Annotated in this window: 12 protein-coding genes; 9 read left to right on the top strand and 3 right to left on the bottom strand. The window is 35.2% G+C overall.

All coding sequences use genetic code 11. The features are described 5' to 3' along the window. Positions 1-76: 76 nt before the first annotated feature. Positions 77-1,360 carry a fumarylacetoacetase gene (gene fahA, locus E0F89_RS05395; protein WP_131908829.1) on the bottom strand — a complete coding sequence of 428 codons (1,284 nt, stop codon included), beginning with the start codon at positions 1,358-1,360 and terminating at the stop codon, positions 77-79. Positions 1,361-1,468: 108 nt separating this feature from the next. Here fahA and glyA point away from each other — a divergent pair, with 108 nt between their 5' ends. The 8 genes from glyA (at position 1,469) to E0F89_RS05355 (ending at position 9,801) form a co-directional block, all read left to right on the top strand. Beyond that, a complete protein-coding gene (glyA, locus tag E0F89_RS05390; RefSeq protein WP_131908828.1) occupies positions 1,469-2,743 on the top strand; it encodes a serine hydroxymethyltransferase in 1,275 nt (424 codons plus the stop codon). 166 nt (positions 2,744-2,909) lie between these two features. Further along, positions 2,910-3,503: a tRNA-(ms[2]io[6]A)-hydroxylase gene (gene miaE, locus E0F89_RS05385; RefSeq protein ID WP_131908827.1), complete on the top strand. Its 594-nt coding sequence runs from the start codon at positions 2,910-2,912 to the stop codon at positions 3,501-3,503. Between the two features lie 179 nt (positions 3,504-3,682). Then, on the top strand, positions 3,683-4,243 hold the full coding sequence (locus tag E0F89_RS05380; protein ID WP_131908826.1) for a helix-turn-helix domain-containing protein: 561 nt from the start codon (positions 3,683-3,685) through the stop codon (positions 4,241-4,243). Between the two features lie 31 nt (positions 4,244-4,274). Next, positions 4,275-4,727 (top strand): response regulator, encoded by a 453-nt coding sequence (locus E0F89_RS05375; protein WP_243699480.1) that lies wholly within the window; start codon positions 4,275-4,277, stop codon positions 4,725-4,727. A gap of 10 nt (positions 4,728-4,737) precedes the next feature. Continuing rightward, the gene (locus E0F89_RS05370) at positions 4,738-6,534 is read left to right on the top strand and encodes a sensor histidine kinase (RefSeq protein WP_131908825.1); all 1,797 of its coding nucleotides are present in this window, start codon (positions 4,738-4,740) and stop codon (positions 6,532-6,534) included. A 233-nt stretch (positions 6,535-6,767) separates the two neighbouring features. Then, positions 6,768-7,862: an efflux RND transporter periplasmic adaptor subunit gene (locus E0F89_RS05365; protein ID WP_131908824.1), complete on the top strand. Its 1,095-nt coding sequence runs from the start codon at positions 6,768-6,770 to the stop codon at positions 7,860-7,862. Beyond that, the gene (locus E0F89_RS05360) at positions 7,862-9,118 is read left to right on the top strand and encodes an ABC transporter permease (protein ID WP_131908823.1); all 1,257 of its coding nucleotides are present in this window, start codon (positions 7,862-7,864) and stop codon (positions 9,116-9,118) included. Before E0F89_RS05365 ends, E0F89_RS05360 begins: the two co-directional genes overlap by 1 nt. Before the next feature lie 2 nt (positions 9,119-9,120). After that, the gene (locus E0F89_RS05355; protein ID WP_131908822.1) at positions 9,121-9,801 is read left to right on the top strand and encodes an ABC transporter ATP-binding protein; all 681 of its coding nucleotides are present in this window, start codon (positions 9,121-9,123) and stop codon (positions 9,799-9,801) included. A gap of 1,263 nt (positions 9,802-11,064) precedes the next feature. Here E0F89_RS05355 and E0F89_RS05350 read toward each other — a convergent pair. Next, the gene (locus tag E0F89_RS05350) at positions 11,065-11,634 is read right to left on the bottom strand and encodes a pentapeptide repeat-containing protein (RefSeq protein ID WP_131908821.1); all 570 of its coding nucleotides are present in this window, start codon (positions 11,632-11,634) and stop codon (positions 11,065-11,067) included. A gap of 99 nt (positions 11,635-11,733) precedes the next feature. After that, entirely contained in the window at positions 11,734-12,168 is a 435-nt protein-coding gene (locus tag E0F89_RS05345) for a DUF6526 family protein (protein WP_131908820.1), read from the bottom strand. A 951-nt stretch (positions 12,169-13,119) separates the two neighbouring features. Between E0F89_RS05345 and E0F89_RS05340 the strand changes: the two genes are divergently transcribed. Further along, the gene (locus E0F89_RS05340; protein ID WP_131908819.1) at positions 13,120-14,163 is read left to right on the top strand and encodes an NAD(P)-dependent alcohol dehydrogenase; all 1,044 of its coding nucleotides are present in this window, start codon (positions 13,120-13,122) and stop codon (positions 14,161-14,163) included. The last annotated feature ends 837 nt before the right edge of the window (positions 14,164-15,000 follow it).

Below are 15,000 nucleotides of genomic sequence, written 5' to 3'. Positions count from 1 at the left end.
ATCCAAAAATATTGCCATAAAAAAACCTAACAAAAATAGTACAATTGTTAGGTTTTTAGAATGTGTATTTTACTTTTTATTTTCTGACGAAAGGTGGTAGTAACTTACTGGAAACTTCACCAAAACCAATGCGAACATGTCCATTTTGGCAATGTCCTTTCATGATTACAGTGTCATTATCGTTGATAAATTTACGTTCCGTTCCGTCATTCAATTTTATTGGATTTTTTCCGCCCCAAGTTAGTTCTAACATCGAACCATAACTGTCTGGCGTAGGTCCGGAAATAGTACCAGATCCCATCATATCGCCAGAATTTACTCGACAACCATTAGAAGTGTGGTGTGCTAATTGCTGACTCATTGTCCAATACATGTATTTGAAATTCGAATGTGAAATAACTGTCGCTTCTGAATTTTCAGGCTGAATAGCTACTTCCAAATTAATGTCAAAAGAATGTTTTCCTTTTTGTTGCAAATAAGTAAGTGGAGTAGGTTCTTGTTTTGGTCCTTTGGTTCTAAAAGGTTCTAAAGCATCCATAGTCACAATCCAGGGTGAAATTGATGAGGCAAAGCTTTTCGCCAAGAACGGTCCCAGCGGTACATATTCCCATTTTTGGATATCACGTGCGCTCCAGTCATTTAATAAAACCATTCCGAAGATGTATTCTTCAGCTTCAGTAACAAGGATGTTTTCCCCCATAATGTTTACATCAGTGGTTATAAACGCTGTTTCCAGCTCAAAATCTACAGAACGGGAAGGACCAAAAACCGGTGTGGCTTCTCCGTTTGGCAATGTCTGTCCCATCGGCCTGTGAACCGGAATTCCAGACGGAACAATGGTAGAACTTCGGCCGTGATAGCCTACAGGAATGTGAAGCCAGTTAGGTAACAATGCGTTTTCAGGGTCACGAAACATTTTTCCTACATTGGTTGCGTGCTCTTTGCTGGAATAGAAGTCCGTGTAATCACCAATAAGTACCGGTAACTGCATTTCTACATCTTCCATTTTGAAAATTATGATGTCTTTATCTTTTGCATTATCCTGTAATTTCGGATTTGTCACATCAAAAAGCTCTGCAATTCGGTTTCGAACCAGACGCCATGTTTTTTGACCATCAGAAATAAAATCATTCAAAGTGTCCTGCATGAACATATCATCCGTCAGCTCAATGCCTTCAAAATATTTTAATTGTTGTAAAGCTCCCAAATCAATGGCGAAATCTCCAATTCTTGTCCCTACGGTTACTATGTTTTCTTTAGTGAGAAAAACTCCAAAAGGAATGTTTTGAATGGGAAAATCACTGTTGACAGGTACTTCTAGCCATGATTTTCTATTGGTATCGTTAGCTGATATTGGCATATTTTGTTAATTATTTTGTTGAAAAATTACACATCAAATATATCATAATCTAACTATTAACCAAACGTTTTTTTGTATTTTTGCATCAAATTAACGAAAATCAAAAAAATGCAACGCGACGAACAAATTTTTGACCTTATTCTGGAAGAACAAGAAAGACAAATTCACGGATTAGAACTTATTGCATCGGAAAACTTCGTAAGTGACGAAGTGATGGAAGCGGCTGGTTCTGTTTTAACTAACAAATATGCTGAAGGATATCCTGGCAAAAGATACTACGGCGGTTGTGAAGTAGTTGATGTTGTGGAGCAAATTGCTATTGACAGGGCCAAAGAATTATTTGGTGCTGCTTACGCAAATGTGCAACCACATTCCGGTTCACAAGCCAATACGGCGGTGTACCACGCATGTATTAAACCTGGAGATAAAATCTTGGGTTTTGATTTGTCTCATGGTGGGCATTTAACGCATGGTTCGCCAGTTAATTTTTCGGGACGTTTGTATACTCCTTCTTTTTATGGTGTAGATAAAGAAACAGGAAGATTAGATTATGATAAAATTCAAGAAATAGCGACTAAAGAACAACCAAAATTAATTATCGCAGGTGCTTCGGCGTATTCCCGTGATATGGACTTTGAGCGTTTCAGAGTAATTGCTGACAGTGTTGGCGCTATTTTATTAGCTGATATTTCGCACCCTGCAGGTCTTATTGCTAAGGGCTTAATGAACGATCCATTGCCACATTGCCATATTGTAACTACTACGACACACAAAACATTACGTGGTCCTCGTGGAGGATTAATCTTAATGGGTAAAGATTTTGAAAATCCATTTGGCTTAACAACCCCAAAAGGCGAAATCAGAATGATGTCTTCTTTATTGGATTTAGCTGTTTTCCCTGGAAATCAAGGAGGACCGTTAATGCACATTATTGCCGCAAAAGCAGTAGCTTTTGGTGAAGCTTTGAAAGATGAATTTTTCACTTACGCTTTACAATTGCAAAAAAATGCCAACGCTATGGCGGAGGCTTTTGTAAAAAGAGGATATGAAATCATCTCTGGCGGAACTGACAATCACATGATGCTGATAGATTTAAGAAATAAAAATATTTCTGGAAAAGATGCTGAAAACGCATTGGTTAAAGCAGAAATAACCGTAAATAAAAACATGGTGCCATTTGATGATAAATCTCCATTTGTAACTTCAGGAATCCGTGTAGGAACTCCGGCAATTACTACTCGTGGCCTGGTTGAAGCAGACATGGAAACCATTGTTGCTTTAATCGACAGAGTTTTGATGGATCACACTAACGAAGATGTTATCGAGGCAGTGGCGAATGAAGTAAACGAAATGATGAGCGAAAGAGCTATTTTCGTATACTAATTTTTTTGTTTTAGAGTTTAAAGTTTAAGGTTTAAGGTTTAAAGTTTTGGAATCAACAGTTATCAAATACTATTGGGTATTTAAATAATGTATTGGTTTCTGAATTTTAATTTTAAACCTTTTTCTTTAAACTTTAAACTTTTTCAAACTTTAAACAAATTTTGTAATGTCTGTATTAAGATTAAAATTGCCAACTGATCCAAGATGGGTCAATATTGTAGAAAAGAATATCGAGGAAATCTTGACTGATCACGCTTGGTGCGAACAAAAAGCAGCAACTAATGCTATTACCATTATTACAAACAATTCCGAGCATCAGGATTTAGTAAAGGATTTATTGGCTTTGGCCAAAGAAGAAATCGATCATTTTGAGCAAGTTCACAATATTATTATCAAGCGCGGACTCAAATTGGGTCGCGAACGCAAGGATGACTATGTCAATGAATTGTATTTGTACATGAAAAAAAGTGGAAATGGCAGCAGAGTTTCCAGTTTAGTGGAACGGTTGTTGTTTTCTGCCATGGTCGAAGCCAGAAGCTGCGAGCGTTTCAAAGTGCTTTCTGATAATATCAATGATGAAGAGCTGTCCGTTTTCTACAGAGATTTGATGGAAAGCGAAGCAGGTCATTACACGACTTTTATCACGTATGCAAGAAAATATGGCGTAGGAATTGATGTCGAAAAACGCTGGAGAGAGTGGATAGAATTTGAAGCTTCAATAATAGAAAATTACGGGAAAAACGAAACGATTCATGGATAATTATCAGAAAAAAAACATCAATAATCAGGAATGCTTTTACGATATTTTTGATTAAATTTTTGATGCATCTGCATTTTCCAAAAAGAAGGTTTTACATTAAAATTACATTAATTGTTATGGATTAATATTTTTTAATTTATATTTATGATAAATATTAACTTTAACAATTGTTTAATTAAATGAAACTCAATTTTAGTTATGACGGAAATATTGCTGTCAAGGCGATACTACAAGAGCAATTAGAACACTTAGATATTAAGTTTCAACTCCTGGATTTGGGACAAATTGAAATAGGAGATGATGTTTCTGAGCAGAGTTTTACAACGCTTCAGACTAATTTAAAAAAGTACGGAATTCAAATTGTAGATAATCCGAAAGGACAATTAATTCAAAAAATTAAAGATGCAATAATTGAAATCGTATATGATAAAGAAAAATTCCCAAACATCACGATTTCTCAATATTTATCTGATAAATTGAATTTCAGATACGGGTATATCACCAATTTTTTTTCGGAGTACACGCATACTTCTATAGAGAATTTTATTATCCTGCAGAAAATCGAAAGAGCAAAAAAATTAATTATGGAAGAGGAGCTCACTTTAACCGAAATTTCGCATGAATTAAACTACAGCAGTGTAGCGTATTTATCCACACAATTTAAAAAAGTTACAGGATTAACTCCTTCTTTGTTCAAGAGAATCGTAGTGAAAAGAAGAGAAATGACAAATAACGATTAAAAGAAAATTAGAAAAATAACGCCCCAATTTTATGATTACACATCAAGATTCAATGCACATTCTTTTAGTCGATGATGACGAAGATGATCGTGCTTTTTTTAGCGAAGCGATTCAGGAACTTAAAATGAATAATAAATTAACACTGCTTAAAGATGGCAATGATTTAATGGATTATTTAATACTGCCAGAAATTAAATTGCCTCATGTGCTGTTTCTTGATTTGAATATGCCCGGTAAAACTGGCATAGAATGCCTGAAGGAAATCAGAGCCGACACTCGTTTTAAAGACGTTTCCATTGCCATATATTCTACTTCATCCTCAGAAAAAGATATTGAAGACACTTTTATAGGAGGAGCAAATATTTATATTAAAAAACCCAATGATTTTTCGAAACTAAAAAAAGTGATAAAAGAAGTCGTAAATATGAACTGGCAATTTCACACTTCAGGCCTAAATATTGAAACTTTTTTCTTTAGCGTTTAATAGAGGATAAATGAAAATTTTAGGACTGTATAAAAATTCTCAGGTATTCAAAATAGCTTTGGCTATAGCAATTCTGGTGGTTTGTTTTATTGGCTCGGTATTTTATTCGCAAATGAAAAAACTGGATGCTACAGTTGCATTGATTGCCAACTCCAATAAAACGCAGCTGGAATTAGAAAAACTTTTATCGGTTATTAGTGTCTATGAAACGAATTTAAGGAGTTACATTATTACCAAAGATGAATCCTATATACAAGATCGATTTTTGAGTAGAGGAAAAATTGAAGAAAGCATCCAGAACTTAAAGGAATTAACTGCGAACGACACCTTAGCAAATAATGACATAAACCGCCTTCAGATACTAATTGAAAACAGATTTAAACTTTTCAGACAAACACTGCTTATTGCTAAAAGTAAAAATGCTGTTCCGTTAGATTTAAATGAAAAGTTGCTGGAAAGCAGCCATGTTACACAAGTTATGAAAGCTTTTGTGACGAAAATAATATTTTCCGAAAGTGCAAAAACGAAGTTTCAAAATGACAACCATCAGTTTGAATTGCGGGATTCCATAATAACGGCTTTTTTATTAGTGCTCATTTCCCTTTTAATCTTGTGGCTGTCATTCAATAAAATGAATGTCGATATTGCTGAACTCAAAAAAGCCAACGATAAATTAAAACTACTCAATGAGTCGTACAATACCGCTGAAATGACAGCCAATTTGGGCCATTGGATGGTTAATTTAACATCTGACACCTATTCTTTTTCGGATAATCTTTTTCGGCTGATGGGAGTTGCACCCAACGCATTCGAGCCCAATCTGGAAAACTCAGTTAAATACATTCATCCCGATGATGTAGAACAGGTAACCAAATTACATATGGATTCTCTCGTTAATAGACAATATACCTCAACGATTTTTAGATATTTGACTGCAAAAGGAGAGCTAAAGTATATTATGGGAGTGGGAAGTTTTACTAAAAATGGAGCTGGAGATTTGATTAAAATTGGAGTAAATTATGACATTACCAGCCAATATAAAAAAACGCTGGAACTAGAAAAGAATAACAAGGAACTTCAATACATTAACAAAGAACTGGAGGCTTTCAATAACATCGTAAGTCATGATTTACAGGAGCCACTTCGCAAAATTCAGATGTTTATTTCCAGATTAGAAGAAAAAGAATTCGAAGTGCTATCGATGCAAGGGAAAGACTATTTTTCAAAAGTTCGTGCGACGGCTAACCGAATGCAGAACTTACTGATTGATTTAGTAGACTATTCCAGAACCATAAAAGGCGATAAAGTTTTTAGCGATACGGATTTGAATGCAGTACTGAACGAAATAATGCACGATTTATCGACTAACATTGAAGAGAAAAAAGCAGTAGTTAATGTTGGAAATTTGCCCATTATAAAGGCCATTCCCTTTCAGATCAAACAGCTTTTTATCAATTTGATTTCAAATGCATTAAAATACAGCAAAGAAGGAACTCATCCCGAAATAAATATTTCCTCACTGACTATAACGGAAAAGGAAATGCAGGATTATAAAATTAGCAACAAAGAAGATTATTATAAAATTGTTGTTTCGGATAACGGAATTGGCTTCAAGCAGGAGTACGCCGAGAAAATATTTCTATTATTCAAACGCCTGGAAACCGATGCAAAATATTCAGGAACCGGACTTGGTCTGGCTATTTGCAGTCGAATTGTAGATAATCATAAAGGGTTTATAAAAGTAAAAGGTGAACCAGGCGTGGGAGCTGAATTTTATATTTTCATTCCAAAAGGAGATTTGCTTTAATTTTATAGTTTCATCAATAAATCTTAAGTAGAAGCTCCCACAGTGGGCTTTAAAACTGATGGAAAATTCCCTATGCTTCCCAACAGTAAAAAGCTCCAGTCTACTGCATTTCCTTTAACGCGGAAAGCTTTTTGGCTCGTAATTTTACAACAATGAATGTAACTTCAAAATGGATATTGTCGTATATTTATAGAAGAAATTACAACAATTTACAAAGTTAAATAAGAAGCGAAATGAGTCTGAAATTACAATCACTATTTTATCTGCTAATTTTCAGTGCGCTTTCTTGTTCCAAAAATGAAACTGAAGAAATAAAACCAACCTTAGGCGCGGTTACTGAAAGTGTCTACGCATCCGGAGTGATCAAAGCGGAGGGTCAGTACACTGTTTATGCAACGGTAAACGGGACATTGCAAAAAGTAAATGTTATCGCCGGTCAATCCATAACTAAAGGACAGTCGTTATTTGAACTGGAAAGCGATAAAGCGGAACTGAACACGGAGAATGCGCGTTTAGCGTATCAATTAAGTCTGGAAAGCAGTCGGTATATTCAGGATAAAATTGCCGAAATGGAAATGAAAGTGCAATCCAGCAGAGACAAATTGACGTTGGACGAATCCATTTACAACCGCAACAAAAACGTCAGAAACCAGGGAGGAATTTCGGAAGTTGATTTTGAGAGAGTGGAATTAGCGTATAAAAGTTCCAAAATTAATCATGAATCGGCTAAAAAACAATTGGCACAACTTAAAGCCCAATTAAAGAACGATCAAAGCAGAAACTCGGTTAATCTTCGGATAAATCAGAAATCCCAAAGTGATTTTAGCGTCAAAAGCGCCTTTTCCGGACAGTTGTTTGATATCTTGGTAAAAGAAGGAACGCTAATTACACCGCAAACACCTTTGGCTATAATTGGTCAGTCCGATTCGTTTGTATTGGAACTGGAAGTAGATGAAAATGATATGGTTCGTGTGAGCACGGGACAAAAAGTATTGGTGACAATGGATAGTTATAAAGGACAGGTATTTGACGCCTTGGTTGATAAAATCTATCCGATAATGAACGAGCGTTCCCGTACTTTTAAAATCGAAGCTCATTTTGTAAAACCGCCCCAAAAACTGTATCCAAATCTTACAGCTGAAGCCAATATTATCATTCAGATAAAGCAGAATATCATTACGATTCCAAAATCATATTTGATAGAAGGCAAATATGTTTTAGTAGATAAAGACGAAAAACGCGAAGTGAAAACCGGTTTGAGTGATTATCAGAAAGTGGAAATAGTATCGGGGTTAACCGCCGAAGAAACGATTTATAAACCCAAATAATGAACTTTAAACTTATTTTAAATATCGCTCTGCATTTGCTTCAGGCGCGATTGAAGCAAACAATTGTTGCTGCTATTGGCGTTACTTTCAGCATCGCCATGTTTATTGCTTTAATTAGTTTTATGAATGGTTTAAATGATTTATTGGATGGCTTAATGCTGAACAGAACGCCTCATGTGCTGCTGTACAACGAAATTAAACCTTCCGAGAATCAGCCCATACTTTTGTCCGAGGCGTTTAAGGACAACACGAACTTTGTTCGTTCGATTAAACCGAAAGACCGTGGGAAATCCATTTACAACAGCAAAACAATTCTGGCTGTTTTAAAACAAGATCCAAGGGTTATTGATGTTGCTCCAAAGGTGACTTCGCCCGTTTTTTTTAATTCGGGGACAATCGAAATCTCAGGAATAATTAATGGAATTGATGTTCTATCCGAAGATAAATTATTCAAAATCAGCGATTATATCATTGAGGGAAAAGTAGCTGATTTGCTTCAGAATAACAGTATTATAATAGGAAAAGGTTTGTCGGATAAAATGCTCCTTGTCAAAGGCGATATCATCAAAATTACCACTTCTAAAGGAAATTTAGCTTCGCTAAAAATTGTCGGTATTTCCGAAATTGGAATAGCAGAAATCGATAATGTGATGAGTTATACCTCGTTGGCGACAGCCCAAAAATTATTGGGAGAACCCACAAATTACATAACCGATATTCAGCTAAATTTATACGATATGACCACGGCACCTGCTGTAGCAAAAGAGTTTCGGGAAAAATTCAATCTCGATACGATTGATTATCAAACCGCAAATTCGCAATTTGAAACCGGAAGTTCGGTCCGAACTATCATTTCCTATTCCGTTGGAGTGGTGTTGCTGATTGTTGCCGGTTTTGGAATTTATAATATCCTGAACATGATGATTTATGAAAAAATGGACAGTATTGCGATTTTGAAAGCCACGGGATTTTCAGGTAATGATGTGAAATGGATTTTTGTTTCGCTTTCGATCATTATTGGACTTACCGGAGGATTGTTTGGGTTGCTGTTTGGTTATATTTTCTCCTCTATTATTGATGTTATTCCGTTTGAAACGGCTTCATTACCTACGGTGAAAACATATCCCATAAATTACAATCCACTATATTATGGTATCGGGATTACTTTTGCATTATTTACAACGACCATTGCCGGACTTTTTCCTGCTTTAAAAGCCAGTAAAATAGATCCCGTGGAAATTATCAGAGGAAAATAAAAATGGAAAATAATACTGTTTTAGAAACAATTGGTCTGAGCAAATATTTTTACGATCCTGTAAAATTTCAGGTTTTGAAAGATATAAGTATGCGCGTCAATCATGGTGAATTTGTTTCAATCGTAGGAAAATCCGGCTGTGGAAAATCGACTTTGTTGTACCTGCTCTCTACGATGGATACCGATTATGACGGTCAGATATTGATTCACAACGAACTTGTTACTGGAAAAACCGACAGAGAATTAGCAGTAATCAGAAATGAAAAAATAGGTTTTGTATTTCAGTTTCATTACTTACTGGCAGAATATAATGTGCTGAAAAATGTGATGCTTCCGGGGATGAAATTAGCCAAATATTCCAATAAAGAATTGGAGCATCGCGCTATGGAACATTTAAAAACACTCGACATGGAAGATCAGGCGCTGAAAATGCCAAATCAGTTAAGCGGCGGTCAAAAACAGCGCGTAGCGATTGCACGTGCTTTGATCAACGATCCGTTTATTATCATGGGCGATGAACCTACCGGAAATTTAGACAAGAGAAATAGTGATTTAGTTTTTGATATTTTTAATAAGTTGACTCAGGAGAAAAATCAGACTTTGCTGGTGGTCACGCATGATTCGGATTTTGCCCAAAAAACCAATAGAATTATTACAATGGAGGATGGGAAAATAATTTCTTAAGCCGTTATCCAAAAATGGTTCTCGATACATTTTAATAAAACCGCTTTCGCTAATTTATTAAAACACTCGAACTGACGATCAAAATTCTACATCGAACCGTCTCTTCGAGTGTTTTTGGCTGCAACATTGTGATAGAAAAGGAAGAGTACATTAGCCAAAAATGTATCGAGAAGCATTTTAATAAAACCGCTTTCGCTAATTTATTAAAACACTCGAACTGACGATCAAAATTCTACATCGAACCGTCTCTTCGAGTGTTTTTGGCTGCAACATTGTGATAGAAAAGGAAGATTACATTAGCCAAAAACGTATCGAGAAGCATTTTAATAAAACCGCTATCGCTATTTTATTAAAACACTCGAACTGACGATCAAAATTCTACATCGAACCGTCTCTTCGAGTGTTTTTGGCTGCAACATTGTGATAGAAAAGGAAGATTACATTAGCCAAAAACGTATCGAGAAGCATTTTAATAAAACCGCTATCGCTATTTTATTAAAACACTCGAACTGGCGATCAAAATTCTACATCGAATCGTCTCTTCGAGTGTTTTTGGCTGCAACATTGTGATAGAAAAGGAAGATTACATTAGCCAAAAACGTATCGAGAAGCATTTTAATAAAACCGCTTTCGCTATTTTATTAAAACACTCGAACTGACGATCAAAATTCTACATCGAATCGTCTCTTCGAGTGTTTTTGGCTGCAACATTGTGAAAGAAAAGGAAGATTATATTAGCCAAAAATGGTTCTCGATACATTTTAATAAAACCGCTTTCGCTAATTTATTAAAACACTCGAACTGACGATCAAAATTCTACATCGAACCGTCTCTTCGAGTGTTTTTGGCTGCAACATTGTGATAGAAAAGGAAGATTACATTAGCCAGAAATGGTTCTCGATACATTTTAATAAAACCGCTTTCGCTAATTTATTAAAACACTCGAACTGACGATCAAAATTCTACATCGAACCGTCTCTTCGAGTGTTTTTGGCTGCAACATTGTGATAGAAAAGGAAGATTACATTAGCCAAAAATGGTTCTCGATACATTTTAATAAAACCGCTATCGCTAATTTATTAAAACACTCGAACTGACGATCAAAATTCTACATCGAACCGTCTCTTCGAGTGGTTTTGGCTGCAACATTGTGATAGAAAAGGAAGATTACATTAGCCAAAAACGTATCGAGAAGCATTTTTATATAATCATTGTCGCTTTACATAATCGGATAGGTGTTTTTAATAATGATCACCAGCGGGATTATACCACTATAATTTCATGTTTGTACAGCAATCCTTTGGCACCTTGCAAAGAAAAAACGGCTTTCTTCAGTTTCGTTGTTTTGGGATCAATCGTGTAATTATAACTGGTTTTAAAATTAGCTTTGTTGGCAATTGCTTTTGAAAATTCAGAGCGGTATAAATCGCAGTTGTCAAAAACGACTTCGGTCAAATCAGTGCTCATGAAATCGACGGCAATAATACTGCAATTGGTAAACGAGGTTCCTTTGATTTTTAAAGTATAAAATTTAGAGAAATTCAAAATACAATCATTAAAAGCAATTTCGAAAATCAATTTATCGCACATGGCAAAATTGACATCTTTGATTTCGCAGCGATTGAAGGTTACGGTTCTAAAGGCTACATAATTAATTTTAGCGTTACTAAAAGTGCAATCATTAAAGGTGCAGTCAATGAAAGTAACCGCCACAAAAGCACAGAGAGAGAAATTACAATTGGTAAACGTACAGCATTCAAATTCCTTTAAATTGACTTCTTCCTCATTATACGTGATGTTGTTGTATTCAATATCTAGAAAATATGCTGCCATTTTGGATTTTAAATTCACTTTTATTGTTTTCTCCTCACCACAAAGAAACAAAATTCGGAATTGTGAAACAGGATAAATGAGCCTTATTATTTTGCAGCGTTAAACTCTTTCGTGATCACCTTTCCACTGCTGAATCGCTTTTTTGATAGCTGTTCCCGAAAGATTTTCGTTCAACGCTCTTTGAGTCAGTGCGGGAAATTCATTGTCGGGGGCAAAACGTAGAGCAAATAGCTGATCGTCATTTAATTGTTGCTCAAAATCCTCCAATCTTTTCCCAGTAATAGAAAAATAACGGTATTGAAGTTCCAAACGGACGATTCGGTTTTGTAAAGTCAACGCATAATGCTGTCGCAACATAAAGGCAAGGCAAAAAAGCACTACAAATATCCCACTGATAAACGCCCAAATTAACGAATCTTCTGTCGTGAAACTAAAATAAACGCTGAAAGCTAAAAACGTCATTACTATAGGATAGTATACAAAATGATGAGGCGGATAGTAGCGAATGTGATTTTTATAAGATTGAGTTTCCATAATTTATTTTTTTTAAAGATACTCAAAACAACTTATTTTGGAAGTGAACCGGATTCTTTATTGCCAGAAAACCAAAATTATATAAGTTTTAGTAGTGGTTAATAGCTGTAATTTTAGTGGTAACAGACATAGTTAAAATTATGCACTTTAGTGTATTTATCTTTCAGGTTAGAAAATTTTTACCACGAATTTCACGAATTTGCACTAATTAATTCGTGATAATTTGTGAGATTTGTGGCAAATAAATAATTGATACAACTTTGCAGACTTTAAGTCTGCCAACCAAAACTATATACTTTCAGTTCCTAGTGGTTTATTTCAACGGAGGTATTGCTGAATTTTGGGAAAACCTTTGGAATTGATATAACTTCTAACTGACATTAATTCCATAATTTTATTCAAAAATAACCCGTTGGGTGTAATTTAGTTTTTGATAAAAATTTTTCGTCAGTTCGAGGTATTATTTTTATTTTAATACAGCAATATCAAATGACATATTATATACTTTTTATTTTGTTTCTCCGCCCTTTGACTGTGGCAGCAGGGCACCCGCTTTTCGAAAATTCTGAAAAAATCCAACGCTGTTTGAGCGAAGCGAGTTCGTTGGATTTCAGAATTTAGAAAATAGTGGGTCGGCGAACAGTCGTGGGCTAGCGTTTTTTGTTTCTTTTTTGGGCGATGCAAAAAAGAAAAATAGCTATTAGAAACACAGTTATTTATCGTATGTATAATTTTAGTTAAAATGCAATAAAATAATGTGTTTCCTTACAATTGTATTGTATCATTTTTCTCTCGAAGGCTCGGGAAGAGAATCATATCGACAACAAGAAAAATTTAAATAAAAAGGGTATGCGATACATTTTTTGTTCTGCTTTGCTCCACAAAATTCCGAAGCGTCGGGACAAACTGACGTTTTTAATAATTATACTCACTAAATAAAAATTAATAATTATGATACCAACAAAAGGATACGCTGTAGCAGATGCTAAGACTGATTTAGCACCATGGAATTTTGAAAGAAGAGAAGTAGGACCGCATGACGTGCAATTTGATATCCAGTTCTGTGGCGTTTGTCATAGTGATCTGCATCAAATAAAAGATGATTGGGGTGGCGCAATTTACCCGATGGTTCCCGGACACGAGATAGTGGGGAAAGTAATAAAAGTGGGAAGCCATGTCAAAAAATTTAAAACAGGGGATTTAGCGGGTACGGGATGTCTGGTAGATTCTTGCAGAACCTGTGAAAACTGTCAGGAAGGTTTAGAGCAGTTTTGTGCAAATGGAAGTACTGCGACTTATAATGCATTGGAACAAGATGGAAAAACACCAACCTATGGCGGATATTCGAATACAATTGTAGTACACGAAGATTTTGTGCTGCATGTTTCGGATAAATTAGATTTAGCTGCAGTTGCTCCCTTGCTTTGTGCCGGAATTACCACTTACTCGCCTTTAAAACATTGGAAAGTAGGAAAAGGACATAAGTTAGCAGTTTTAGGTTTAGGCGGTCTGGGACATATGGCAGTTAAATTTGGGGTTGCCTTTGGTGCTGAGGTTACCGTTTTGAGTACTTCCCCCGATAAAGAAGCTGATGCCAAAAAATTAGGAGCGCATAAATTTATTGTTACTAAAGATGCGGAGCAACTAAAAAGTGCCGCTGGATATTTTGACTTTATTCTGGATACAGTTTCAGCACCACACGATCTGAACTTGTATTTATCCTTATTAAGAACAAATGGAGTACATATTTGCGTGGGAGTGCCACCAACACCTTATGAAATTCATGCTTTTAGCTTAATCGGCGGCAGAAAAAGCTTGGCGGGTTCATTGATTGGCGGTTTGCCTGAAACACAGGAAATGTTGGATTACTGCGCTGAACATGGTATTGTCTCTGAAATAGAAATGATTGATATCAAAAACATTAATGATGCCTATGACCGAATGGTAAAAGGGGATGTTCGCTACCGTTTTGTAATTGATATGGCGACATTGTAAATACAAGGTTAAAAGATTTAGTAAAGCCCTAAACATTTGAGGTGTTTAGGGCTTTTTTGTTATAAATAGTATTGAGATTAAGTACCAAATCATCCTCCTGATCGCCAGTCGTCGCTAGTTCGATTTCTAAACCCTGTAAACAATTAAGATTATGGTTTAAGCTTATATCTTCAATTACTGATAGTTTAGTGTTAATATTTAAAAATAAATTATCGAAATGTGGAAACCCGTAAAATAAATAACACTAAACTAAATACTTTCGCAACTTTATTATTCCAAATATCACTAAAAGTGGGTATCGTCACTGTAAATAAATACGTGTTTATTTACAACTTTACAAATAAACCTATTTCTAATTTTTAAACCATAAATAAAATGAGCAATTCAAAGCAATTGAGCTCCGCAACTAAAAAAAAAGTTTTTTCTTCTTTTGAGCATAAATAGTGAGAAAAATTTTAATCGTAAAGCAATTGATTTCCACTACATTAATATTGGTTATATGTAGTTTATCGGTTTATTGTGCTCTTTGTCGATTTTTTTGGTTTTTATAATTAAGATAAAAAGCATTTATTTTACGTACTTTTGCCCGCGATTGCCCTTTTTTAGCCCATTTATGGGAGTATGAGGGGCGAAGCCGTGGAATAAAATGAGCAAAACTACTTAGAATTAAGTTAAAACTCCTTGAAAAAGCAGTAAAACACAGGAAACCGTAAGGTATTTAATTTTTTAAACCTTCGCATATTAATGATTAACAATAATGGTGTGTATCATAAACTTTTTAAGCACCGAACTTCAATAAAAAAAAGAGATCAACTAGTTTTTCTATTTCTTGTTTCT

This window comes from Flavobacterium caseinilyticum (assembly GCF_004349085.1).
GTDB lineage: Bacteria > Bacteroidota > Bacteroidia > Flavobacteriales > Flavobacteriaceae > Flavobacterium > Flavobacterium caseinilyticum.
This window is presented reverse-complemented; position numbering and strand designations above follow the sequence as displayed.

Bases quoted from the DNA above. Each gene is read 5' to 3' on its own strand.
- fahA (WP_131908829.1), bottom strand. From the start codon at position 1,360: ATGCCAATATCAGCTAACGATACCAATAGAAAATCATGGCTAGAAGTA.
- glyA (WP_131908828.1), top strand. From the start codon at position 1,469: ATGCAACGCGACGAACAAATTTTTGACCTTATTCTGGAAGAACAAGAA.
- miaE (WP_131908827.1), top strand. From the start codon at position 2,910: ATGTCTGTATTAAGATTAAAATTGCCAACTGATCCAAGATGGGTCAAT.
- E0F89_RS05380 (WP_131908826.1), top strand. From the start codon at position 3,683: ATGAAACTCAATTTTAGTTATGACGGAAATATTGCTGTCAAGGCGATA.
- E0F89_RS05375 (WP_243699480.1), top strand. From the start codon at position 4,275: ATGATTACACATCAAGATTCAATGCACATTCTTTTAGTCGATGATGAC.
- E0F89_RS05370 (WP_131908825.1), top strand. From the start codon at position 4,738: ATGAAAATTTTAGGACTGTATAAAAATTCTCAGGTATTCAAAATAGCT.
- E0F89_RS05365 (WP_131908824.1), top strand. From the start codon at position 6,768: ATGAGTCTGAAATTACAATCACTATTTTATCTGCTAATTTTCAGTGCG.
- E0F89_RS05360 (WP_131908823.1), top strand. From the start codon at position 7,862: ATGAACTTTAAACTTATTTTAAATATCGCTCTGCATTTGCTTCAGGCG.
- E0F89_RS05355 (WP_131908822.1), top strand. From the start codon at position 9,121: ATGGAAAATAATACTGTTTTAGAAACAATTGGTCTGAGCAAATATTTT.
- E0F89_RS05350 (WP_131908821.1), bottom strand. From the start codon at position 11,634: ATGGCAGCATATTTTCTAGATATTGAATACAACAACATCACGTATAAT.
- E0F89_RS05345 (WP_131908820.1), bottom strand. From the start codon at position 12,168: ATGGAAACTCAATCTTATAAAAATCACATTCGCTACTATCCGCCTCAT.
- E0F89_RS05340 (WP_131908819.1), top strand. From the start codon at position 13,120: ATGATACCAACAAAAGGATACGCTGTAGCAGATGCTAAGACTGATTTA.